Genomic DNA, 22,467 nt, shown 5'->3' on the forward strand with positions numbered 1-22,467 from the left:
CCCCTGCCTGGACGCCGCGTCGAGCTGCCTGGCCCGGCACGGCCTGTCCCGGACCTCGATGGCGGACATCGCCCGGGAGATGGGCGTCTCGCGCAGCACCGTCTACCGGCAGATCGGCTCGGTGGAGAACGCCGCCTGGCTGCTGCTCTCCCGCGACCTGCACACCTTCTACGGCACACTGCCGCGGATGTTCGCCGAGGCCGAGGGCCCCGAAGTGATCACCCGGCCGCTGGCCGCGCTGCTGCGCCATGCGTGGGCCAACCCCGTGCTCGCCAAGGTCCTGCGGGACGAGCCCGACTTCGTCGGCCGCGCACTCGCCGCGCACGCCGCCCCCATGCTCGACCAGGGCGCCCAGATGCTCGCCCCGCTGTACCGGAGCCTGATGGACGCCGGACGCATCCGGCAACAGGACCCGACCGACCTCGCCCACTGGCTGCTGCGCGTATTCATGATGCTGGTCATCGCGCCTCCGCCCGGCGACGTCGACGCCCTGCTCGACGCCATGCTCCTGCCCGCCCTGGAGCCCTGAGCCGCGCGGCAGGTGGGGCGCGTGGGACGGTGCGCCATGGGAAGATGACCGGCATGGCACAAGTCGTGGTCACCACGGAGAAGACGCTGAACGCGAGCCCGGAGCGGGTGGCCGAAGCACTCGGCGACTACACGGGCGTGCGCTCGCGCATGCTGACCGAGCACTTCAGCGAGTACGAGGTCCGCGAGGGCGGGCAGGGCGCGGGCACCGTGGTGCACTGGAAACTGGCGGCCACAAGCAAGCGCGTGCGCGACTGCCTCGTCACCGTGAGCGCCCCGGCCCCGGACCGGCTGGTGGAAAAGGACGCCAACTCGTCCATGGTCACCACGTGGACCGTCTCGCCCGCCGGTGAAGGCGCCCGCGTCCAGATCAAGACCACCTGGGACGGCGCCGGCGGCATCGGCGGCTTCTTCGAGAAGACCTTCGCCCCCAGGGGCCTCCAGCGCATCTACGACGCCCAACTGGCGAAACTGGCCTCCGAGCTCGGCGCATAGCGCCCCCGGCACGCGCGGCGGCCCGCGAACACCTTCCGCCGCGCACCGGCGGCTCCGGCTGGCCGGAGCCGGTCATGATCGATGACCGGCCGCCCCGGACCGCGGATTAAACTCGATGTCGGGTCCCGGCTGATCGAACACTGCCGGAAGGCAGGGCACGCCCCATGGTCACAGGCGTCTCGAAGCAGGCAGACGAGACGACCGGGCACGCGCTCCGCTACCTGTCGAGCCTGCCCGCCGGGTTCGGCATCGTCCTGGAGAAGCTGCTGGCGGGTGAGACCATCGCGCTCGCCCTGGCGGCCCTGGACGCACGTGTGCCGGCGTTCGCACTGGGCGCCGCGATGGCCGTCGTCTCCGGGGTCGTCATCTCGTCCCTCACGCGCAGCGTCACGCTGACGCGCGACGGCCGCCTGCGGGTCACCGGGCTCGGAAGGAGCCTCGACATCCGGGCTCACCAGATCACCGCCGTCACCGTCCCGCGCCGAGCCCGCCTGGGGTTCGGTTCCGCGATGATCCACTGGGACGGCGGGAAGTCGTCGATCTGGCGGCCCGTGAGGTACACGCCCGTACAGCGCTCCAAGTGGTCTCTGCGCTACAAGTCCGGCCACGGCGGCAAGGACTTCGGCGACCTGGTGTACCGCCTCCGCTTTCACAACCCGGCCATCCTCATCGAGGGCGTACAGCCGCCGCCCTGGGCCCTCCCCCAGCCCCCGCGCCGGTACTGACCCGCGAGCGGGCCTTCGCGGGCCGCCTGGACGGCGCTCAGGGATCGATCTTCTCCCGGCACGCCTCGGGCGACCCGGTCTGCTCGGCGCACTGCTCGATCTGCTCTTCGTCCGGCGGCACCCGCTGCTCGTCCCGGCTCGCCCCAGGCTCCTGCGTCGGCGCTTCCTCCGGGGGCGACTCCTCCGGGGTCGACGGGGTGTCCGCCGACTCCTCGTCCTGGGGTGACTCGGGCACCTCCGTGGGCCCCTCCTCTTCAGTCGGCTCCGGCCCCTCCGTCGGCTCCTGCTCCGGGGGCGGCTCCGACTCCTGCACGGAGTCGTCGATGCCGTCGCCGTCTCGATCCCGCTCCGGAGGGACGGGCGAGACCGTGCCCACGCCTTCCGGCCCGAACTCCTCGATACAGCTTTCCCGCAGACTCGCCCCGGCAGGATGCTTGCACTCTTCCGGGAGCGGCCGGTCGTCGGTGGTCTGCCACGTGGGTTCAGGCCCCCGGCCGGGTGCCCGCGACGTCGTCCTGGTCGGCTCCGCCGAACTCTCCACAGACGTCTGGGACGGGCTGGACGGGGCGGGAGGTTCGTCCGACCCGCACGCTCCACCACCGGCCGCGATGAGCGCGACGGCCACAGCCGTCCCCGCGATCCGATTCCTGCTCATGTGCTCCCCCCCCGCGATCGTGGGATCCCGCTCGCCCCGGCCGAGCGGACGCGCCGTCGCGGATGCCCGCGGAGCCACCGGGCTACATCGCCATGAGCTTGCTCATGCCTTGAGACGTACCCGCACCGAGCCCAAGAGCGGTTCACCCACAGGTCGCCAAACCCCCACCAGACCAGCGAAAACGGACCAAACGCCGCCACGCGCGAGGGGCATCACCGGGCTCCGCGTGATGGCCGCCCACCCGCCCGGATACCGCCGGCCCGCGAGAGGCACTGCCACTCTTGACACGAAAGTACTCGCTAATGCAAAGTACTTGGCAGACGCAATCCGCTGGAGGCATCATGGATTCACAGTCCCCCGACCGGATACTCGACGAGGTGGCCAGGCTGCGGCGACTCACCCGCGCCCGTGCGCGCGGGGCGGCGGTCCCGCTGGCCATCTTCGGCCTGCTGACGCTGGCCTCGATCGCCCTGTACTCCCACCCCTTCCAGGCGATGCAGACGCTGCCGGACGGCGGCGCCGCGAGCAGGCCCGGTTCGACGAGCGGCTATGCGGGGCTGGACGGGTTCGACCGGTCCGCATCCCTCTCGATCGCGTTCTGGCTGGTCACAGGGCCGCTGAGCTACCTGGCATGTGCCTGGTGGTACCGGCGGCGGGCCGCCCGCGTCGGCCTTACCGTGCGGTGGCAGCCCTGGGCGTATACGGGCGCAGCCCTGTTCGCCGTCTTCCTGTTCGCCGTATTCGCCCAGGACCACGGCGGCCAGGGTGCGCCTCCGCCCCTCGGAGGCGAGTTCGCGGCAAGTGCCGTGGTCAGTCCCCTGCTGGCGATCGCGGTCGGGCTGCTGGTCCTGGCCAAGGTGGAGCGGAGCCCCGGGGTGGCGGTCTGCGGTCTCCTGTACGGGGGGCTGTGCGTCATCATGAACGGCTACGGCCTCGGCCAGGTTCCTCCTTGGATCGCGCCCCCGTCCGGCGGCACGATCGATGGGTTGGTCAACCCGGCGCAGAACCTGTTCCTGCTGGCCGCCGTCCTGCTGGTCGGCGCGCTCCTCGTCCAGTTGCGGGCGTGGGCGCGGTTGCGTTCGGTCACCGCCGCGGCCCCGGTCCAGGTATGAGCGAGACCAACGGGCCGCCGGGGGCACCGCACCCCACACAGAACCTCAACGACACCGTCCACCACCGCACCCGCCTCGGCATCATGACGGTGCTGCGCGAGATCGACCGTGCCGAATTCGGGTACCTGCGCGACACCCTGAACCTCACCGACGGCAATCTGTCCCGGCATCTGCGGACGCTGGACGAGGCCGGCTACATCGAGATCCACAAGGGCTACCACGGACGCCGTCCCAGGACCTGGCTCAGTCTGACCCCGGAGGGATCACGTGCGCTGGCAGAGGAACTGGCCGCCCTGCGCGATCTCGTCGCCCGGCTCGACGGCGTCGCGGACCCCACTGAGACAACCGAAGGCACAGGGCAGCCTTGAGGCCCCCGCTTCTGGCACCAGGCGGACGATCTCTAGGCTCATTAAGTCAAGGCCACCACGCCGAGGCGGCATTCCAGTCGATTCGCGGTGGCGAAGCGGACGAGGTTGGCGAGGGTGGCCGGCGGCAAGGGACTCGTTGACTTGAGGCCGCGCAAGGCGCGTTCGTCGATGTCAGGGAGACAGAGCCAGTCGGCGGCGTCAGCGGTTCCGGCTGTCCACGTCTCGCGGGTGAGGTCGGGGCGCAGGCGCCCCGACCTCACCGGGGCGCAGCGCACCCACTCGTCCGCTCTGTGTCATTCCCGGCGGCAGCGGCCGCCTGGGCTCCGCGGGCGGCGCGGAGGCTTTCGCGGTTCGATGAGCAGCGAATACGCGATGCTCCTCGGGTTGGACGTCGGCAAGGGCGAGCATCATGCCTGCGTGCTTAACGCGCGGGGGCCGTGCCGGCGCCGGGCGTTCCCCGACCGAGTGTCAATCAGTTCTCGCCGTTGAGGGCGGCACCTATCCTTCACCCGGCACGGCAAGGACAAGCCGCCTGCCGCGCCCACAAAGTCAACGTGCCCGACGTGAAGGCAGCCGGACGCCAACGCAGAGAACCCCGGCCAGTCATCTCGACCAACCGGGGCTTCAGAGTGGTCGTGTCAGGCCAGATCGAGGTGCCCGCTCTTGACGCGGCCTGCGAACGCCCGCCACGCGTCAGTGCCGAAGACGAGCTCCGGCCCGTCCGGGTCCTTCGAGTCCCGCACCGCCACGGCCGCGGTCAGGTCCGCCACCTCAACGCACGCACCACCAGTGTTGTCACTCTTGCTGCTCTTCTTCCAGTCAGCAATGGACATCGGAACCATAGCTGCTACCTCGATGCACTGGCCACCCGTCTCGGTGCTGTAGCTGCTCTTCTGCCAACTCGCGGGTACCGAGGCGATCTCAACACACTGTCCACCAGTCCCGGTGCTGTGACTGCTCCTGCGCCAACGCACGGCCAACCCCTGCCGGGTACTCATAGGCTCTCCAACATTGTCCGGAGGAGGTTCACGGAGTCTTCGGCGGTCATTGCCGAGCCCCTGATCAAATCGAAACGTACCTCATATCTCCGGACTGCGTCAGGGTGATCAATGACCCCTTTTCATCCGTCCGGGCGGACGTCGATCACAGCATGATCGCGATCGGGACGTTCGGCGAGTGAAGTGAAGAAACCCCTGGTAGACGGGTTGATCACCACAACCACCACGTCGCACCAGGGGCCTCGCATGCTGTTCTACCGCGCCGCCGTCGATTTGTCGCGTCCGACTCTGAACTACCTGGCCGGTGTGCTCCGCCGGCATCGCAAGGCGATCGGGTCGCCCGGGCGGCGGCTCAACCCCGGCCGTCAGGCCCTGCTGGTGCTGGTCCACCTGCGGAAAGGCGACACCTTCACCGAACTCGGGGCCGGGTTCGAGGTATCGACGAGCACCGCCTGGAGGTACGTCCAGGAGGCGGTGGCGCTGCTGTCGGCGCGGTCGCCGAAACTGGCGGCGGCGCTGGACAGAGCCCAGCGGGACGGGCTGCACCTGCTGGTGCTGGACGGCACGCTCATCGCTTGTGACCGGGTACGCGCCGACCGGCCGTACTACTCGGCCAAACACCGATGCCACGGAATGAACGTGCAGATCATCGCCAGCCCTGACGGGACGATCGTGTGGACGTCGGGGGCGATGCCCGGCAAGATCCACGACCTGACCGCCGCCCGCGTCTGGGGCATCCTGCGCGCACTGGACAAGGCCGGCATCCTCACCCTGGCCGACAAGGCCTACCAAGGAGCCGAAGCCCCGGTCGTCATCACGCCCTACAAGGGCAAGAACAAGCCCGAGTCCCAGAAGCAGGCCAACCGGGCGCACGCCAAGCTCCGCGGCCCCGGCGAACGCGCAAACGCCCAGCTCAAATCATGGCGGCTCCTCCGCAAGCTCCGCTGCAGCCCCGGCAAGGCCGGCCACCTGGTCAAGGCCATCGCCGTCCTACAAAACTACGAACTCACCCGCGGATGAAAAGGGGTCAATGAGCTGCGCGCCTACATGGCCTTCGACCTGGACGGCTTCCGGGGCGTCTCGGAAACTCAAGATCGTAAATGCACCAGGCAACCCGACATAGGCACCCTTGGCTGCCGGGACGATCTGGATCATGATGTGATGCAGAGCCGACAAGTCGATGAGGTGCTGTATCTGCCCCTTCATGGTCTCGGGCCCTCCGATGGGCCGCCGGATGGCTCCTTCATCGAATATCGCGACGATGTGTGGCGGCGGCTCTCGTACGAGGATCTCCTGTCGCTCCACTCGCGTCGCGACAAGCTGCTTCGCAGTGTCGGACGCCTGCTCTGACTTGAGCACCTCATAGGCGTACTCGGGAGTTTGGAAGAGACCAGTAATGACCATGGTTTCGAAGATGTGGATTACTTCCGCCTCCTTCTCACGTTCGATGAAGTCGGGAAAGCCCGGCGGTAGGACGGAGAGCCGCCCGAAGCGCTGGATCCACTCCCAAAGACGATAGAACGTTCCGTTCGTAGTGAAGCACGTGTCACAATCTTTCGCGAAATCATCTGAAGGTCCGTATTTGCCCGACTCGACCTGCCCAATCCACTGAGGTGTATATCCGAGCCTCTCAGCGAGTTGCGGACGCGACAGACCGGCTGCTTCCCGGTATGCACGCAGTTCGACACCAAAGTACTCAACCGGCGATGACGGGACATCCGGGTCACGAGGACGACGGGGCATGGGAGCCTCCAAGATCCGAAAGCGACACGGTTTTCCAACCGCGCGCGGGGGGTTTCTTTCCTTGGGCTTCTTGCTCTTCCAGAAGGTAGCGCGATTACAGGAAGCTGGGAAGCGGTAACGGAGAGAAATCGACTCGAAAGCTCGGACTCATCATGGAGACGCCCGTCAACCCCGCTGACCAGGCGTTGGCTCAACTCCGCCAGGACTTCCAAGGACATCGGATCTGGCGCGCCACACGCTACAACGGAAAGCTCGGCGACTGGGTCGCCACTCTGCACGACCCCAAGGCCGGCATAGACCCGACCATTGTACGCAACAGCGCAGAAGAGCTGCGCAAGGCGCTGACAATCGAACTCGATCGCGCGACCAATCGCTCTACGGGGCAGCCCAGTAGGTGGGATCGATGGTAAAGCGATGGAGCGATACGCAGGGGCGTCCTTCTGCGTCGACCTCCACTCCTCTGTAACGCCCCATCTCGACAGGCTCTCAACGGAAGTCATCCGCGAGGGCTGGCAAACCCTCCGCCGCTATGACGGGCCGCACCCGCTTCTCCGAGTATTCGATCCCACCGTGCCCCATTTCAGGGAAAGCGTCAGCCTCGTCTACGATTCAGCGTCCCGCACATGGTGGTACCGGTCGAGCACGGGCGAGAACCTCGCCCCATACGACAGGCCGGCCCTCGCTGCCGTGAAAATCACCCGCATCCTCGTCCCGTACATCACCGCCGTACTTGCCGCCCGGACACACGGGCAGGCGGCGGTCAACGCGCCATGCGTCGACGTCCCGAGCACCTCGGACCCGGCTCAAGCAGCGACGATCGCCAAACTGCAAGAGCGGTTCGCCGGCGTCATCTGCTGGTGGGACAGCTCGACCAGGGAGTGGTGGGCGCTGGTCCCCGGCGGTACGCGATGGCAGATCGTCAACGCCCCTACTTCTGACGACCTCGTCGAAGCCGTCCTCAAGGCCCATCCGAGAAGGTGACCACAAGCCGCCGCGCGGCCGGAAGACACCCCCTCCCTCCCAGCCGCGCGGCCTCCACCCCTCAGCGACGCCTCACACCTAAGCCTCTTCCCGTCCTGGCACGCGTGGCCGCCGGCGGGTGCGCCCGGATGGAAACAGGAACAACGCGCCATCTACGTCCGGCGCCCGCCTCACCCGCCACCGACCCCAAGCCCCAAGTTCCGCCGGACGCTCGGACTCCCGCGCGCGACGGCCGCCCCTGGCCGCGCTCACAAGGGGTCAGGTCAACGGGCCCGAAGCGATACGCAAGTTGCACGGCTCACACACATAGTTCCGTGTCTGGAAGCGGCCACCGGACCTTTGTCAACCGGCACGCAGCCCGATCTGTGTTCCACGAAGCACGTCAGACCGCCATCACGTTCCGCCTGCTGTGGACGGCGGCGGCCAGTAAAGCGGGAACGCCTCCCGGAGCCGATCCTTAACCTGCTCGCGGACCTCCGCCGGCCCGTGCTCGGTGATCGGCTTGACGCAGTACTCGAGGACGGCCGGGTGACGGCGCGGTTCGCGGCACATCAGCAAGGCCAGGACGCGGACCGGCCAAAGCAGCGAAGACACGTCCCTGGTGAGGAGACCGCCGGTTGCAAGGGGCGGCAGGTACTCGAAGACCAGTTCCACGGCCCGCTCGATCACGTCTGCATTCTGGAGCAGCGCGGTCCAGCCGTTTGGACGCTTCTCGGCCATGCTGGTAAGCGCACTGACGACCGCTTGCTGTGCCCGGTCGTACTGTTCGTTGTACTCCCTGAGGGCATCGGCGCTCTGTGCGAGGAGTTCGCACCAGAAGTGCGTCTTACGAGCCTTGACCTGGAAGGCATCGATGCACGGGCCACCGAACTCGTTGCGCAGCCGTGGGATCACGTGGTCCTTGACGAACTGCCGGTCTTCCTCCGGGGTGGGGCTCCGGCGAGGCTCGTTCTTGTTCTTTCGACGGGAGATGCAAAACCGTTCGCCAAGCTGCTCCGTGGCTCCGTACATGTCCCGGATGCGCCGTAACCACCGGACGACCTCGGGGACGAAAGATCCGATCGCCGCCGACTGTCCCTCCTTCGTCTGCGGCCATGGCTTGCGCGAGCGGGTGCTGGAGATCTCGGCGCCGCGCTTGCCCTCGTACCAGGCTTCATCGGCTTTAATCGTAAGGTCGCGCAGCTCCGCGTCGGATGGGGCGGACGCGACGGCGAGAGCCCCCTGCCAGCCGTGCTCGGCACCCCCGCAAGCGCATTCGCACGGCGGCGTCCGGGCTTTCGCGCAGTTCGTGCTGTGGCCGGTGCGTGCCGATGTCGACGCCATGTGTCCTCCGCGAAGTACGAGCGACGAAGAACGCATCGTCCGCCAGCGGCGACAGACGGTAAAGGCACTCACCAGCCATATCCTGATTACCTGTCAGCTGTCAGAAATTAATAATGGCCATCTTGACACGCTCTCACCAGAGCACCGGATCGGTTCGGGTCTCGGACCCGAGTGCCACAGCAGACCGATCGACCCCACGCACTCAGTCCCAAGCTCCCCGAGCATCTGGATCCCCATTTCTCCATCCCGGGGAGCGGAGAACCCAATGTAGTCGTTGAACTCGCCGGCCGGAAACCGGTCTACCAGTGCTCTGCAGTCACGCGGAATTACGCTACCGAGCTCTCGTTCCACCTGCGCCCAGTCCGCATGTGCGCCTCCCTTTCCTCGCCACCCGACCAGGCGAACCAGAAGATCGACTTGGCCGTCCTGTCCGATCACCATGCGAGACCCTCTCAGCGAACGTTGGGCTGACTCACATACCTCGCCACCGTTGTTACTCCACCAGTGAACGTCCAGCAATGTGGGGGGCGTGGGTCATGAACACCCCTGCCCACCGCAGCGCGAGCAGCCGACCTCCAGTCGGATCTGAGGGGCCTCGGGATCTCTGGAACTCTGCGAATCGCGCCTTCACCGAAGCCGAAAAACGGCTTCGACTGCACGATTTCCCGCCGCGGGAACGGCTTGCGTCTGAGTTATGGCGACCCGGACTCCATGGGAGGTTCGGTCAGGGTTTGCGGCCGATTCCGCCGAGGGCCCGGATCGACCGGGGGGCCGGTTCCGGCTCGGGGGTGTCAGGACGCCACTGTTGCAGCAGGACCATGCCCGGAGGCAGCAGATCCAGGTCCCGCATCAGCTCCTCGACCTCGGCCGCGGTGCGCAGGTTCGAGCGCGTCCTTGACCCGCGGACCGTCTTGTTGTCCTGATAGAGCGCGGCGAGCTGGGCGGTCGTCTCGGGGTCGGGATCGCTGATGGCGTGCGTCAGCAGGAGGTGGCTGCCCGGCGGCACCCGCGCCAAGAGTCGCCGGACGATGTGGTCGGCGACGTCGTCTTCGGGAACCACCGCCAGGACCGAATGCAGGATGAGTCCGACCGGCTCGTCCGGGTCGATCATCGACGTGACGACCGGGTCGTCCATCAGTACGTCGGGATCGCGCATGTCGGCCAGGAGGATGCGGGACGGCCCGCCGATCCCGAACTCCGAAGCGGCGTGTGCCGCCACGACGGGATCCTTGTCCACGCAGACCAGCCGGTAGCCCGGCGTGGTCTCCTGGAGGATGCGATGGACGCTGCCCTGCGTGGGCAGTCCGCAGCCCACATCGATGAACTGCCGCATGCCTTCGGCGACGAGGGCGTCCACCGCACGGCGCAGGAACCGGCGCGACTGCTGGACGGCGATTCTCAGCTCGGGCGCGATCCGCAGCGCCTCCTCGGCCGCCTCACGGTCGACGGCGAAATGGTCCTTGCCGCCGCGGAGATAATCGAGGATGCGTGCCTCATTGGGGATCTCAGGGCGAAAGCCGGCATCTTCGTCGGACCACTGCGAGGGCACTGGCCGAAGGTAGCGCCTACCCGAGCCGCCGGGGGCCGTTTTCGGTGGATGGGCCGGAAGTATCCGCGGGGAACCGCCGGGAGCCGGGGCGGTCGATGACGTCCCCACCCCCGACAGGCACAAGGCCCCCCGAACTCGTTGACTTGCGGCGTGTTGTTGTTATGGGGCGCTCCATAACAACAACACGCCGCAAGTCAACGGTCGGTGGCGTGGGTGGGGGCGGGAACGGAAGAGCCGCGGCCGTCCTCGGGCGGCCGCGGCTTCGTGGTCCGGTTCACCGGGTCAGGACGACCTTCAGCGCCCCCGTGTCGGCGGCGTCGGCGAAGACGTCGTACGCCTTGGGGAACTCGTCCAGGGTGAACTGGTGGGTGACGAAGCGCCCGGCGTCGAGCTGGCGGCCGGACAGCAGCCGGAGCAGCGTCGGGGTGGAGAAGGTGTCCACCAGGCCCGTGGTGATGGTGATGCCGCGGATCCACTGCTCTTCCAGGTGCAGGGTGGCCGGGCCTCCGTGCACACCGATGTTGGCGATGCGGCCGCCCGGCCGCGACAGCGCCACGCTCAGCTCGAAGGTGTCCGGGACGCCGACCGCCTCGATCGTCACGTCCGCGCCGAGCCCGCCGGTGAGGTCGCGGACGATGGCGAGCGGGTCCTCCCGGGAGTTGTCGACGGTGACGTCCGCCCCGAACCGCTTGGCCGCCTCCAGCCGGCTGCCGGCCAGGTCGATCGCGATGATCCGGCTGGGGCTGAGCAGCCGCGCCCCCATGATCGCCGCAAGCCCGATCGGGCCCGCGCCCACCACCGCGACCACGTCACCGGGGCGCACGGCCCCGTTGAGGACGCCCACCTCGTAGCCGGTGGGCAGGATGTCGGCCAGCATCAGCACGTCCTGCGCCGGCACCCCGCCGGGGACCGGATGCACGGACGTGTCGGCGAACGGCACCCGCACGTACTCGGCCTGCGTCCCGTCGATCTTGTGGCCGAGGATCCAGCCGCCGCCGCCCAGGCACAGCCCGTAGCGGCCGTCGCGGCAGAACCGGCACCTCCCGCACGCGGTGATGCACGACACCAGCACCTGGTCGCCGGGCTTGACCGTCCGCACGGCGGGCCCGACCGCCTCGACCGTCCCGACGGCCTCGTGACCGAGCACCCGGCCGTCGGTCACGGCGGGAACATCGCCCTTGAGGATGTGGAGGTCCGTCCCGCAGATCGTCACCGCGTCGACCCGCACCACCGCGTCGCCGTCCTCGACGACCTGCGGCTTGGGCACCTCCTCCCACGCCTTCTCCCCGGGGCCGTGGTACACCATCGCTCGCATGACACTCCTCCTTCGTACGGCTGCTCTGTCGCCTCCAGCGTCGAAGTCCGCCGGAAGGGGCGGCAGTGCCCAAGGTCCCGGTACGGGCGGCTAACGTCCCTGCCCGGCAGGCGGCGGCACCGCCTGCCCGGCCTCGGGCTCCGGGCCGCCCATGTCGAGCCGGAACGGCGGGTAGCGGTCGGTCATGAGGAAGGCGTAGCCGGCCACCCGCAGCAGCCACCGGTTCATCCCCATGACGAACTCGAAGATCCCCGGCGGGTACCGAGTGGTGAACAGCAGCCCGACGGCGGCGATGAGCACCAGCACGGCGATCAGGCCGGGCGTGCCGCCGGTCCCGTCGTGGTCTCCGCCGAAACCGCCACCGGCGAGGACCGCGGCCACCAGGTAGTGCGGGATCGCCAGCAGCCACCACTTCACCAGCACCAAGCCGCGCGACAGCCGCTCGGGATACTCGATCCGCAGGCGCGCCGGGAACTCCGGGACGTCCTTCAGCGTGAACGGCGGGTACCGGTCGGTGCCCAGGGCGCCGTACCCGTAGAAGACCACCCGCCACGCCCAGCGCAGCACCCCGACGTTGAACTCGAAGACCGGCCGCGGGTAACGGCCGGTGAACAGGATCGCGAAGAACGCGGCCGCGGTGAGCACCGCGAAGGCGATGCCCAGGAAGAACAGCACGACGTAGTGCGGTATCAGCAGCAGCCATTTCACCAGCCACAGCCAGCGCGACAGCGGCTCCTCCAGCCGCCCGTCCACGCGGACCGGCATATCCCGACCGTTCATCTGGCCCTCCTCATCAGGTCGAGCACCCGGTCATCCCTTTCGCCGACCGGATGAGTCCTCGCGCCGTTCCGGCGCCGCCCGCAGGAGCCTCGCCCCCCGGTCGCGGGCCGGCCGACGGGCTCGCTCAAGCGGCCGCGCTCTGCAGGTCATGGGCGATGGCCGTGGCCCATTCGGTGACGTGGGCCCGGTTCCGGTAGTCCCCGCCGGACCGCTGAGCGATCTTGGAGGCCAGGAAGCCCTTCGCGTCCGGGGCCAGCCGCCCGCCGAAGGTGGCGTGGTCGCGAGCGGTCAGCCGGCGGGCGAGTCTGGCGACGCCCGGCGCGGGGTCGATCGTCCGCTCTTCCGCACTGCGGTCCAGCGGGCCGCTGCTGAACAGCCACACCGGCCGCTGCGCCAGCTCGTCGGTGTGGCGGCGGACGAACTGGCGCGCCTGCCGGGGCCAGCGTCCCGCGTACAGGGCGCCGCCGACGACGGCGGCGTCGTACCCGTCCAGGTCCGGAACCTCGCCGGCGGGGCGCACGTCCGCGTCCACGCCCGCCTGCCGCAGTGCGGCTCCGATCCAGTCGGCGATCTCGGCGGTACCTCCGCGTTCGGAGGCGTACGCCACCAGTACTTTGATCATGACGGCTCCTTCGCTTCCGGGTCGGTCATTCGAGCCGAGCGGCCGGGTGAGGTGACGGACGGACCGGAGTTCTCGTCCGTCCATGCGGCCCTCCCCGCGTTCTGAGCATCGCCGCTCGCCGGCGGGCCGTTCAGAGGCTTGGGTCCGCGGAGACGGGGGACCTTCGCCCCCTGCGGAGGCGGAGCCGGACGCTGGAAGCCCCACCGAAGGACGGTGACTCCCGATGCGACGCGTCTCAGCGGTCTGGGTGTTCGTCCGCAGGTCACCACCGCGCGCAACGCGATCTTCAACACCAATGGCGCGCAGGCCGTGCCGCTGTTCCGCTTCCCCTACGGCGCCCACACCGCCTCGGACGTGACGCTGCTGAACGGGCTCGGCTACGTGCCGGTCGGCTGGACGGTCGATTCCCTCGGCCGGCAGGGCACCTCCGGCGGGCGGACCGCGGAGAAGGTCACCGCGCGCGTCCTGGCCGCCAAGACGCCCGGCATGATCGTCCTAATGCACGTCGGCGCCGACCCCGACGACGGCACAACGCTGGACGCCGACGCGCTCGCCCCGATGATCAAGGGGCTCCGGGACGCGGGCTGCACCTTCACCACCCTCGACGCGCTCATCCGCTGACCGGCGGCCGAGCGCGGACGGGACGCGGCCGGGTGCGGCCGGCCGCGTCCCCGGCCCGCCGGTCACCGGCGCGGTCTCCGGGCTCGGCCCGGCGAGAGCGCGGCGGCGGTGCCGGACAGGTCGCAGGGACCGCGGCCGGATCAGTGCTCGTGGCGAAGCCGCCCACGCGGCGCCGACGGCGTTCGACGGGTGACGGCGACACAATGGACACCGCCGTGGAGAACCCCGCGGCAAGGCCCGTCCCAAGTGGAGGTCTGGTGGTCGATCGGCGTGTGCGGCCGCTCAAGCAGCGCCCCCTGCGGCCCGGCGACCCGGGTCGCGAAGAGCAGCTCGCACCCGAGCACATGATGCATCCCCGTCCGGCGAAACCGTACTGGGCCGACTCCGACGGTCCGATGGACAGCGGGATCTACGTGGAGGGCGTCCGCCGCCGGTCCCCGGCGAGCCTGGCCGACACCTACCGCGAACTGGCGGCGATGGGCGACGGGGCCATGGCCTGGGTCGGGCTCGACCGCCCGTCGCGAACCCAACTGTGGTCGCTGGCGGAGCAATTCCGCCTGCATGAGTTGGCGATCGAGGACGCGATCGTGGCGCACCAGCGTCCCAAGCTGGAACGCTACGGCGACACGCTGTTCGTGGTGGTGCGCACCGCCCGGTACCTGGAACGGACCGAGGAAGTCGACTTCGGAGAGGTGCACGCGTTCGTCGGCGCGAATTTCGTGTTGACGGTTCGGCACGGCGAGTCGTTCGACCTCGCCGCGGTGCGCAGGGACCTGGAAGCCGAGCCCGAACTCCTGGCCTTGGGGCCCCAAGCCGTGCTGTACGCGATTCTCGACGCGGCCGTGGACGGCTACGCACCCGTCATAGCCGGGCTGCAGAACGCGATCGACGAGATCGAGACCGAGGTGTTCGACGGCGAGCCGACCGTGTCGCGGCGGATCTACGAGTTGTCCCGCGAGGTCATCGAGTTCCAGCGCGTCGCCCGGCCGCTGATGCCGATGCTGGCCGCGGTGTCGGCTGAGTTCGTAAAGCGCGGCATCGACGAGGAGATGCACCGCTACCTGCGCGACGTCGGCGACCACGCCACCATCGCGGTGGAGCGCGTGGACGGCTTCCGGCAGAACCTCCAGAACATCCTGACGGTCAACGCCGCCCTCGTCGGGCAGGCGCAGAACGAGGAGATGAGGCGCCTGTCCGAGGCGGGCTACGCGCAGAACGAGCAGGTCAAGCGGATCTCCGCGTGGGCGGCCATCCTGTTCGCGCCGACCCTGGTCGGCACGATCTACGGGATGAACTTCCGCTACATGCCCGAACTGCACTGGCTGCTCGGCTACCCGTTCGCGCTGGCGCTCATGGCCGTCGTCTGCGGTGTCCTGTACGCGGTGTTCAGGCACCGCGACTGGCTCTGACGGCGTCGGGCATCGCGGCTTAAGACTGGCCCGTCCCCGAGACGCCCATATCCACCGCACGAACGACGGTCCTCCCCCGTCGGAACCGACCGCTCGTCCGCAGCGACCATGCCGCCACCCGTGCCGAGCCGTCGCCCTCGAGCACCCGTATGAGTGCCGAGGGGCCCGACGCGCCGGGCGCCACATGCCCGAATCGGGTCCGGCGTGCCCGCAGGAGGACTTTGGTCCGCTGACCGGGGGACGGACGCCCGGCGCCCAGCCCGACGGCGTGGTGATCAGCTGAGAACGCGGCGGTGACGCCGTTGATGAGGGGAGGCGTTGATGACTGCGCAACCAGCTCGCCGAAGACTGGGGCTATGGATGGCCACCGCCCTGGTGGTGGGCAACATGATCGGATCGGGCGTATTCCTGCTGCCCAGCTCGCTGGCCGCCTACGGGCCGATCAGCCTGGTCGCCTGGGTGCTCACCGCAGCCGGCGCGATTCTGCTCGCGCTGGTGTTCGCCCGGCTCGCTCGCGCCTACCCCAAGACGGGCGGCCCGTACGCCTACGCGCGCAAAGCGTTCGGCGACTTCGTCGGGTTCCAGACCGCGTGGGGCTACTGGATCGCGATATGGGCCGGCAACGCCGCCATCGCGGTCGCGTTCGTCGGTTATCTGGCGCACTTCTGGGACGCTCTGGGCGAGGACAAGGTCCTCGCGGCGGGGGTCGGCCTGGCGGCGATCTGGCTGCTGACCGCGGTCAACGCCTACGGAATCCGCCAGGGTGGCGCCGTCCAGGTCGCCACCACGATCATCAAGCTGGTGCCTCTCCTGCTGATCGCGGTCGGCGGGATCTTCTTCGTCAAGTCCGGGAACTTCGGTGAGTTCAACGCCAGCGGCGGCAGCGCGTTCGGCGCGGTGACCGCCGTGGCCGCGCTGACGCTGTGGTCGTTCATCGGGCTGGAGTCGGCCACCGTCCCCGCCGAGGACGTGAAGAACCCGGAGAAGAACATCCCGCGCGCCACCGTCGCCGGAACGGCCGTCACCGCGCTCATCTACATCCTGGGGACCGTCGCGGTCCTCGGACTGGTGCCCGCCGCCGCACTGGCCACCTCGACCGCACCGTTCGCCGACGCCGCCGACGCCGCGTTCGGCGGATGGGCGGCCGACCTGGTCGCGGCGGGCGCGGTGATCAGCGCGTTCGGCGCACTCAACGGCTGGATCCTGCTGCAGGGCCAGATTCCGCTCGCCGCCGCTCGGGACGGGCTGTTCCCCCGTGTGTTCGCCCGCACCGGACGGGACGGGACTCCGATCGTCGGGCTGGTGGTCTCCAGCGTCCTGGTCACCGGGTTGATGGTCATGAACTACAACGCCAGCCTGGTCGATCAGTTCACCTTCATCATCCTGCTGGCCACGCTCACCACCGTGATCCCCTACGCTTACGCGACCGCCGCCGACCTGGTGCTGCTGGCCACCGACCGGGCGGCGTTCTCCGGCGGGCGCCTGGCCCGTGACGCCGTCATCGCGCTCCTGGCATTCGGGTACTCGGTGTGGGCGATCGCCGGCGCCGGCTACGAGGTCGTCTACAAGGGCACGCTGCTGATCTTCGCCGGAATGCCCGTCTACGCCTGGCTGAAGTACCGCGACCAGCGCACCACCGACCGGACCACCCGGCCCGGCAAGCCCGAACCACCCGCCCAGGCTGCTTAAGGAAGGCCTCTTGTGTTCACCGTTTCCTCCGAGGTCGGGCGGCTGCGGCAGGTGCTGCTGCACCGCCCCGACCTGGAACTGCTGCGGCTCACCCCGGCCAACAAGGACGACCTGCTCTTCGACGAGGTGCTGTGGGCCAAGCGCGCCCGCCAGGAACACGACGTGTTCGCCGACACTTTGCGGGAACGCGGCGTCCAGGTCCACTACCTGGCCGACCTGCTCGCCGAGACCCTCAAGATCGACGACGCCCGCGTCCAGGTCCTCGACCAGACCGCATCCGACATCGCGCTCGGCCCGACGGCGGCCGGACCGGTCCGCGCCGTGCTGGAGGACATGGACCCCGCCGCCCTGGCCCGGCACCTGATCGGCGGGCTCACCAAAGCCGAACTCGGTCTGCCCGCCCACAGCCTGCTGCTGTCGTCCCTGGACGACGGCGACTTCGTACTGCCGCCGCTGCCCAACCACCTGTTCACCCGGGACCCCTCCGCATGGATCCACGAAGGCATCACCCTTCACCCGATGGCCAAACCCGCGCGACGCCGCGAAACCCTCCACCTGGCCGCGATTTACCGGCACCACCCGATGTTCACCGAGCAGACCGTCCCCGTCTGGTACCCGGGCGCGGACTTCACGCTGCCCTCCTTGGAAGGTGGCGACATCCACGTCCTCGGCAACGGCGCCGTCCTGATCGGGATGAGCGAGCGCACTACCCCGCAGGCCATCGAACTGCTCGCCCAACGGCTGTTCACCGCCGGCAGAGCACGCCAGGTGATCGCCGCGCAACTGCCCAAGCGGCGCGCGTTCATGCACCTGGACACCGTCATGACGATGGTCGGCCCCGACACCTTCACCGTCTATCCAGAGCTGCCACCGCTGCGGTCCCACACCCTGTCGCCGGGCCGCGACCACGGCCGCGAGGTGCTAGTACACGAGAACGAGGCGCTGTTCCCCGCGATCGCACGGGCGCTGGGCTTGTCCCGTGTCCACGTGCTGACCGCGCAGCAGGACGTCCGAGCCGCCGAACGCGAGCAGTGGGACGACGGCAACAACGTCCTCGCCGTCGCACCCGGAGTCGTCATCGCCTACGAACGCAACGTCACCACGAACACCATGCTCCGCCACCACGGCATCGAGGTCATCACCATCCCCGGCGGCGAACTCGGCCGCGGCCGCGGCGGCCCCCGGTGCATGAGCTGCCCTCTTGAGCGCGACGAGGTGACCCCATGAAAGACCTGCTGCACATCACCGACACCGCACCGGCGACGGGCTCCTACGCCTCCGCGATCGTGATCCGCACGTTCGCCGACGTCTGGCCGTCCATGGGCGACCCGAAGGAGGAGCGGGCACGGCACTGGAAGGCGCTCGACCCCTACCAGGTCAACGGGCACCTCATGGCACTCGCCCGGGACGACGCGGTCTTCATGCAATGCCTGCCAGCCCATCGCGGTGAGGAGGTCACCCCCGACGTAGTCGACGGCGGCCGTTTCCAGGCGTTCTGCCAGACCGCCAACTGGCTGCCCGCCCCGCAGGCCGTCCTGTACGCGCTGCTCACCGACCGTCTCAAGGGGCACCGATGAGGATCGTCGCGGCCCTGGGAGGCAACGCGCTGCTCCGCCGGGGCGACCCGCTCGACGCGTCCGTCCAGATCGGACACATCCGTAAGGCCGTGCGCAGCCTGGCCGTCGCGACGACCGGGCACGAACTGGTCATCACCCACGGCAACGGGCCCCAGGTAGGGCTACTGGCCGTGGAGAGCGCCACCGACCCGGCGCTGTCCGCGCCTTACCCTCTCGACGTCCTCGGTGCCCAGACCCAGGGCATGATCGGCTACTGGCTGGCCCGGGAACTGCGGCGGGCCATGCCCGGCCATGAGGTCGTCGCCGTGCTCACCGAGACCGTCATCGCCCGAGACGACCCGGCGTTCGCCCGCCCCACGAAGTTCGTCGGCCGCACCTATTCGACCCACGAGGCTCACCGGCTGCAGGCCGAACACGGTTGGACCGTGCGGCAGGACGGGGCTGCCTGGCGCAGAGTCGTCCCGTCACCTGACCCCAGCGAGATCGTTGAGCTCCCCACCATCGCCCGCCTTGTCGACGAAGGCTGCCTGGTCATCGCCGCCGGCGGTGGCGGCATCCCGGTCGACCCGGATCACCAGGGAGTCGAGGCCGTGGTGGACAAAGACCTCACTGCCGCGCTGCTCGCCGAACGCCTCAGGGCCGACACACTGCTCCTCCTCACCGACGTCCCGGCCGTCATCCACGACTACGGGACCGTGAACGCCCGTCCCATCCGCCAGATCACTCCTCGGGCGCTGCGTGCGATGGATCTGCCAAAGGGATCCATGGGCCCCAAAGCCGAGGCCGCCTGCCGCTTCGCCGAGCACCGCCGCGGTGCCGTCGCAATCATCGGCTCTCTCACCGACACCACCGCGCTCCTGTCCGGGACCGCGGGCACTCGAATCGAGAACGAGAGTTCCTGCACCTGACCGAACCGCCTCCTGCCCGGAAGAACCGTCCCTCCGAGGTTTGCGTGCCTCTTCCCGGAAGGGGGTTCGAGGTCCCTCGAAATGGCGCTCAGGACCGCATGGAGCGTCCTCATCGTCGGGCCGACCGAGGTCGTCACCGATTCGGGCGAGATCGAACGCCTCCGGACGCTGCCTCTCACCCCGTGGCTCCGTTCCTCCATGGTGATCCACGAATCGGCGAGCACCATCGCCCGCCACGTCGCAGCCGTCCCCGCCCGACCTCGTCGAAGACCTGGGGGGCCATCGTGGACCTCGTCGCCGAGCCGGGCAGCACGGCCCACCGCGAGCTGTCCGCGATCACCAGCATCGCCGCGCTCCTGGTCAGCGAGGAGTACACGCGTGAGGCACCGATCATCGTCCTGCCCGCCTCGGGTCCGCGCATCCGCGTTCGCACCGTCCACGGGATGGACGCCATCGAAGAGATCAGCCGGGAGACGCCGCTGTACAGCGGCAGGCTGACCGAGTCCGGCTGGTCGATGTCGCTGCCCTGCGGCCCATGTGGTCGGATAGGTTACTTCAGGAAGGGAAGGCGCCTGGCCAGGCGGGTGTTGCTCCACCAGCGGCCGAGGCCCAGGGTGTCGCCGGCGTTGACCAGCGCCAATCCGACGAGGAGGATCGCGTAGATCAGGTGGTCGTCCATGAAGGGGTTGTTCTCAGGGGGCAGGACGGCCGTCCACATCATCACCAGGAGCAGCGCGCCGGTCGCGGCGGCGATCCGCATCCCGATGCCCAGGATGAGCGCGGCGCCGATGCCCGCGAGGCCGATCATGAACAGCCAGTCGGTTCGGTGCTGCAGGACCGTTAGGGGCACGCTCAGCAGGACCAAAGTCCCCGAGCCGGTGATCTGAAGATCGCGAGTGGCCCGCAACCGGAACCGGCGGGATACGGACGGCCTTCTGGGCCTGTACATGTTGGTGCGGGACCTAAGTCAGCCGTTCTTGAGCGGGACCTGCCAGACCAGTACTGTTCCGCCGTCCTCGGGTGAGTGCGTGGTGCATGATCCGCCCAGGCTTTCGGCCCGCTCCGCAAGGTTGCGCAGCCCGCTGCGGCGGCCGCCTTCGGGGATGCCGACGCCGTCGTCCTCGACGCGCAGGACCAGGTCGTCCCCGACGCCGATGACCACGGTGACCTGTGAGGCGCGGGCATGGCGAGCTACGTTGGACAGCGCCTCCCGGACGACGGCCAGCAGATGCTCGCCGATATCGTCGTCGACGGCGGTGTCCAGCAGTCCGTCCAGGCGGACGGAGGGCGCGAACCCGAGATTCTCGGTCGCCGCGTCGATCAGCGCGTGCACACGACTGCGCAGCGATTCGGTGTCGTCGGGGCCTTGGAGGGCGAAGATCGTCGAGCGGATCTGCCGCACGGTGTCGTCCAGGTCGTCCACCGCCCGCTGCACCCGGACGGCTACTTCCTTGCGCTGGACCAGTTTGAGCGTCGCCATCAGCGTCATCGCCGTGGCGAACAGCCGCTGGATCACCGTGTCATGCAGGTCCTTGGCGATCCGGTCGCGATCCTCCAGCAGCGTCAGCCGCTCGGCGTCCCGACGCCGCTCCGCCAACTCCAGCGCCACCGCCGCCTGCCCGGCGAACGCCTCCAGCAACCGCTGCGTCCCCTCGGAGAAGGCGGCGCCGCCGGGCGGGTTGATCACCGAGATGACCCCGTGCGCCGAGTCCCCCACCCCGAGCGGCACCACGAGCAACGGCCCGACCGGAACCTGCGTCGGCACATTCGCCTCGCGGGCGGCCTCGCTGCCGTCGGCCAGCCGAAGGGGGACGCCTTTGGCGAACACGGGGCCGGCGACCGAGTGATCGAGCGGCACCCGGGTGCCTCTCAGGCGGTCGGCGCCCTCGCCGTACGCGGCATCCACCACGAAATCCTGGGCGCCTTCCTCAACCAGCGCCACCGTCGACAGGTCGGCGTCGGCGACCTCCCGAGCACGCTGCGCCACGAGCATGGTCACCTCGTGAGGGTCGGTGCCCGACAGCAGAGCCGTGGAGATCTCCTGTGACGCCTCCAGCCACCGCTCCCGCCGTCGGGTCTCCTGATATAGCCGGGCGTTCTCGATCGCGACCCCGGCCGCGGTGGCCAGCGCTATCACCACGACCTCGTCCTCGTCCTCGAACTCGCCGCCGCCCGCCTTCTCGGTCAGGTACAGGTTGCCGAAGACCTCGTCCCGCACCCGAATCGGTACCCCTAGGAACCCACGCATCGGCGGGTGGTTCGGCGGGAACCCGTAGGAGTCGGGGTGCTCGCCCAGGTCCGGCAGCCGGATCGGGCGCGGCTCACGGATCAGCAGCCCGAGAATGCCGTGGCCGTGCGGCCAGTGCCCGATCGCTTCGATCCCCTCCTCGCTCACACCCACCGTGATGAACTGGACGAGCCGTTCCCCCTCGTCACTGATCACGCCCAAAGCCCCGTACCGTGCGTCGACCAGGGTCGTGGCGGCCTCGGTGATGCGCCGCAGCACCGTCTCCAGCTCCAGATCACTGCCGATGGAGACCACGGCCTCCAGCAGCGCGTGCACGCGGTCGCGCGTGGCCCGTGCGGCCTCCAGCCGGGTATGAAGTTCTCTTAGAAGTTCGTCGAGCTGCAACTGCGGCAAGATCAGCCGCGCCCGGTCTGCACCGACACCAGACTCGTCAGCCACGGGATCAGTATTGCCGAGTTCGAGGCGGGATGTCAGACCCCAGAACCACGGCTAGTGCTTCTGGCAGACGTGTTGAAGAGGAGGTTCGCTGACGTTTCCTCTAGTCATGACGTCCTCGAAGATCGGTGGACGACGTTCGCTGGGACGTTCGTCACTGTGCCCGCTGTCGGCCGGTGGGTAACGTCGCTCACGTCACCGTCGAGCCGAGGAACGATCTGCCATGACCGAGCAGGCCCGAGAGAGCGCACGAAGCGTCCGGATCTTCCTGCTGGACGATCACGAGGTGGTCCGGCGGGGTGTGGCCGCGCTGCTGTGCGCCGAGGACGACCTGGAGATCGTCGGCGAGGCCGGCACCGCGGCCGAGGCGGAGATCGACACCGCGG

At 69.0% G+C, this 22,467-nt stretch carries 23 protein-coding genes and 3 pseudogenes; 15 read left to right on the forward strand and 11 right to left on the reverse strand.

Features of this window, described 5'->3' with window-relative positions:
* The 3 genes from E1200_RS01175 to E1200_RS01185 form a co-directional block, all read left to right on the forward strand.
* Window positions 1-529, forward strand: a 529-nt coding sequence (locus E1200_RS01175; protein ID WP_131949867.1) for a TetR/AcrR family transcriptional regulator, incomplete at its 5' end; no start/stop codon positions are given.
* Between the two features lie 53 nt (window positions 530-582).
* Entirely contained in the window at window positions 583-1,023 is a 441-nt protein-coding gene (locus E1200_RS01180) for an SRPBCC family protein (RefSeq protein ID WP_131949868.1), read from the forward strand.
* A gap of 164 nt (window positions 1,024-1,187) precedes the next feature.
* On the forward strand, window positions 1,188-1,748 hold the full coding sequence (locus tag E1200_RS01185) for a hypothetical protein (RefSeq protein ID WP_131949869.1): 561 nt from the start codon (window positions 1,188-1,190) through the stop codon (window positions 1,746-1,748).
* A gap of 37 nt (window positions 1,749-1,785) precedes the next feature.
* Here the strand turns inward: E1200_RS01185 and E1200_RS34275 are convergent, their stop codons facing one another.
* A complete protein-coding gene (locus tag E1200_RS34275; RefSeq protein WP_131949870.1) occupies window positions 1,786-2,403 on the reverse strand; it encodes a hypothetical protein in 618 nt (205 codons plus the stop codon).
* Between the two features lie 341 nt (window positions 2,404-2,744).
* Here E1200_RS34275 and E1200_RS01195 point away from each other — a divergent pair, with 341 nt between their 5' ends.
* Together E1200_RS01195 and E1200_RS01200 are read left to right on the forward strand one after the other, a co-directional pair.
* Window positions 2,745-3,515 carry a hypothetical protein gene (locus E1200_RS01195; protein ID WP_131949871.1) on the forward strand — a complete coding sequence of 257 codons (771 nt, stop codon included), beginning with the start codon at window positions 2,745-2,747 and terminating at the stop codon, window positions 3,513-3,515.
* Window positions 3,512-3,883: a transcriptional regulator gene (locus tag E1200_RS01200; RefSeq protein WP_131949872.1), complete on the forward strand. Its 372-nt coding sequence runs from the start codon at window positions 3,512-3,514 to the stop codon at window positions 3,881-3,883. The genes E1200_RS01195 and E1200_RS01200 overlap by 4 nt, the downstream gene beginning before the upstream one ends.
* 638 nt (window positions 3,884-4,521) lie before the next feature.
* Here E1200_RS01200 and E1200_RS34585 read toward each other — a convergent pair.
* Both E1200_RS34585 and E1200_RS35340 read right to left on the reverse strand, forming a co-directional pair.
* On the reverse strand, window positions 4,522-4,725 hold the full coding sequence (locus E1200_RS34585) for a DUF397 domain-containing protein (protein WP_347813195.1): 204 nt from the start codon (window positions 4,723-4,725) through the stop codon (window positions 4,522-4,524).
* Between the two features lie 4 nt (window positions 4,726-4,729).
* Window positions 4,730-4,783 (reverse strand): annotated as a pseudogene (locus E1200_RS35340) (hypothetical protein); the annotation flags it as partial.
* A 344-nt stretch (window positions 4,784-5,127) separates the two neighbouring features.
* On the opposite strand from E1200_RS35340, the gene E1200_RS01215 reads away from it, so the two are divergent.
* Window positions 5,128-5,901, forward strand: a complete 774-nt coding sequence (locus E1200_RS01215) for a transposase family protein (RefSeq protein WP_131949875.1) — start codon at window positions 5,128-5,130, stop codon at window positions 5,899-5,901.
* On the opposite strand, the gene E1200_RS01220 is transcribed toward E1200_RS01215, so the two are convergent.
* The gene (locus tag E1200_RS01220; RefSeq protein ID WP_131949876.1) at window positions 5,872-6,624 is read right to left on the reverse strand and encodes a helix-turn-helix transcriptional regulator; all 753 of its coding nucleotides are present in this window, start codon (window positions 6,622-6,624) and stop codon (window positions 5,872-5,874) included. The two genes, E1200_RS01215 and E1200_RS01220, sit on opposite strands and share 30 nt — an antisense overlap.
* Window positions 6,625-6,776: 152 nt before the next feature.
* Here E1200_RS01220 and E1200_RS01225 point away from each other — a divergent pair, with 152 nt between their 5' ends.
* Window positions 6,777-7,034 carry a hypothetical protein gene (locus tag E1200_RS01225; RefSeq protein ID WP_131949877.1) on the forward strand — a complete coding sequence of 86 codons (258 nt, stop codon included), beginning with the start codon at window positions 6,777-6,779 and terminating at the stop codon, window positions 7,032-7,034.
* A 277-nt stretch (window positions 7,035-7,311) separates the two neighbouring features.
* On the forward strand, window positions 7,312-7,605 hold the full coding sequence (locus E1200_RS01230; protein WP_131949878.1) for a hypothetical protein: 294 nt from the start codon (window positions 7,312-7,314) through the stop codon (window positions 7,603-7,605).
* A 393-nt stretch (window positions 7,606-7,998) separates the two neighbouring features.
* Here E1200_RS01230 and E1200_RS01235 read toward each other — a convergent pair whose 3' ends face one another.
* The 5 genes from E1200_RS01235 to E1200_RS01255 all read right to left on the reverse strand — a co-directional run bounded on the left by E1200_RS01235 (window position 7,999) and on the right by E1200_RS01255 (window position 13,194).
* Window positions 7,999-8,928 carry a hypothetical protein gene (locus tag E1200_RS01235; RefSeq protein ID WP_131949879.1) on the reverse strand — a complete coding sequence of 310 codons (930 nt, stop codon included), beginning with the start codon at window positions 8,926-8,928 and terminating at the stop codon, window positions 7,999-8,001.
* A gap of 724 nt (window positions 8,929-9,652) precedes the next feature.
* Complete coding sequence (locus E1200_RS01240) at window positions 9,653-10,477, reverse strand: SAM-dependent methyltransferase (RefSeq protein ID WP_165950153.1); 825 nt, start codon at window positions 10,475-10,477, stop codon at window positions 9,653-9,655.
* A gap of 274 nt (window positions 10,478-10,751) precedes the next feature.
* A complete protein-coding gene (locus tag E1200_RS01245; RefSeq protein WP_131949881.1) occupies window positions 10,752-11,792 on the reverse strand; it encodes a zinc-dependent alcohol dehydrogenase family protein in 1,041 nt (346 codons plus the stop codon).
* Window positions 11,793-11,882: 90 nt separating this feature from the next.
* Window positions 11,883-12,572 (reverse strand): DUF4389 domain-containing protein, encoded by a 690-nt coding sequence (locus tag E1200_RS01250; RefSeq protein ID WP_131949882.1) that lies wholly within the window; start codon window positions 12,570-12,572, stop codon window positions 11,883-11,885.
* 124 nt (window positions 12,573-12,696) lie between these two features.
* Complete coding sequence (locus E1200_RS01255; protein WP_207933024.1) at window positions 12,697-13,194, reverse strand: flavodoxin domain-containing protein; 498 nt, start codon at window positions 13,192-13,194, stop codon at window positions 12,697-12,699.
* A 213-nt stretch (window positions 13,195-13,407) separates the two neighbouring features.
* On the opposite strand from E1200_RS01255, the gene E1200_RS01260 reads away from it, so the two are divergent.
* From E1200_RS01260 to E1200_RS01285, 6 genes are all read left to right on the forward strand, one after another.
* Entirely contained in the window at window positions 13,408-13,815 is a 408-nt protein-coding gene (locus E1200_RS01260) for a polysaccharide deacetylase family protein (protein WP_207933026.1), read from the forward strand.
* A gap of 257 nt (window positions 13,816-14,072) precedes the next feature.
* Window positions 14,073-15,224 (forward strand): magnesium and cobalt transport protein CorA, encoded by a 1,152-nt coding sequence (locus tag E1200_RS01265; RefSeq protein ID WP_131949884.1) that lies wholly within the window; start codon window positions 14,073-14,075, stop codon window positions 15,222-15,224.
* A 360-nt stretch (window positions 15,225-15,584) separates the two neighbouring features.
* The gene (locus E1200_RS01270) at window positions 15,585-16,913 is read left to right on the forward strand and encodes an amino acid permease (RefSeq protein ID WP_207933028.1); all 1,329 of its coding nucleotides are present in this window, start codon (window positions 15,585-15,587) and stop codon (window positions 16,911-16,913) included.
* Window positions 16,914-16,925: 12 nt separating this feature from the next.
* Complete coding sequence (locus tag E1200_RS01275) at window positions 16,926-18,140, forward strand: arginine deiminase (protein ID WP_131949886.1); 1,215 nt, start codon at window positions 16,926-16,928, stop codon at window positions 18,138-18,140.
* The gene (locus tag E1200_RS01280) at window positions 18,137-18,490 is read left to right on the forward strand and encodes a hypothetical protein (protein WP_131949887.1); all 354 of its coding nucleotides are present in this window, start codon (window positions 18,137-18,139) and stop codon (window positions 18,488-18,490) included. Before E1200_RS01275 ends, E1200_RS01280 begins: the two co-directional genes overlap by 4 nt.
* Window positions 18,487-19,398, forward strand: a complete 912-nt coding sequence (locus tag E1200_RS01285; RefSeq protein WP_131949888.1) for a carbamate kinase — start codon at window positions 18,487-18,489, stop codon at window positions 19,396-19,398. Before E1200_RS01280 ends, E1200_RS01285 begins: the two co-directional genes overlap by 4 nt.
* 550 nt (window positions 19,399-19,948) lie before the next feature.
* Here the strand turns inward: E1200_RS01285 and E1200_RS01290 are convergent.
* Window positions 19,949-20,218, reverse strand: a pseudogene (locus E1200_RS01290) (hypothetical protein); the annotation flags it as partial.
* Window positions 20,219-20,365: 147 nt separating this feature from the next.
* On the reverse strand, window positions 20,366-22,084 hold the full coding sequence (locus E1200_RS01295) for a GAF domain-containing sensor histidine kinase (RefSeq protein WP_131949889.1): 1,719 nt from the start codon (window positions 22,082-22,084) through the stop codon (window positions 20,366-20,368).
* A 220-nt stretch (window positions 22,085-22,304) separates the two neighbouring features.
* On the opposite strand from E1200_RS01295, the pseudogene E1200_RS01300 reads away from it, so the two are divergent.
* Window positions 22,305-22,451, forward strand: a pseudogene (locus tag E1200_RS01300) (DNA-binding response regulator); the annotation flags it as partial.
* Between the last annotated feature and the right edge of the window lie 16 nt (window positions 22,452-22,467).

The sequence above is a fragment of the Actinomadura sp. GC306 genome (assembly GCF_004348665.1).
Classification (GTDB): Bacteria; Actinomycetota; Actinomycetes; order Streptosporangiales; family Streptosporangiaceae; genus Spirillospora.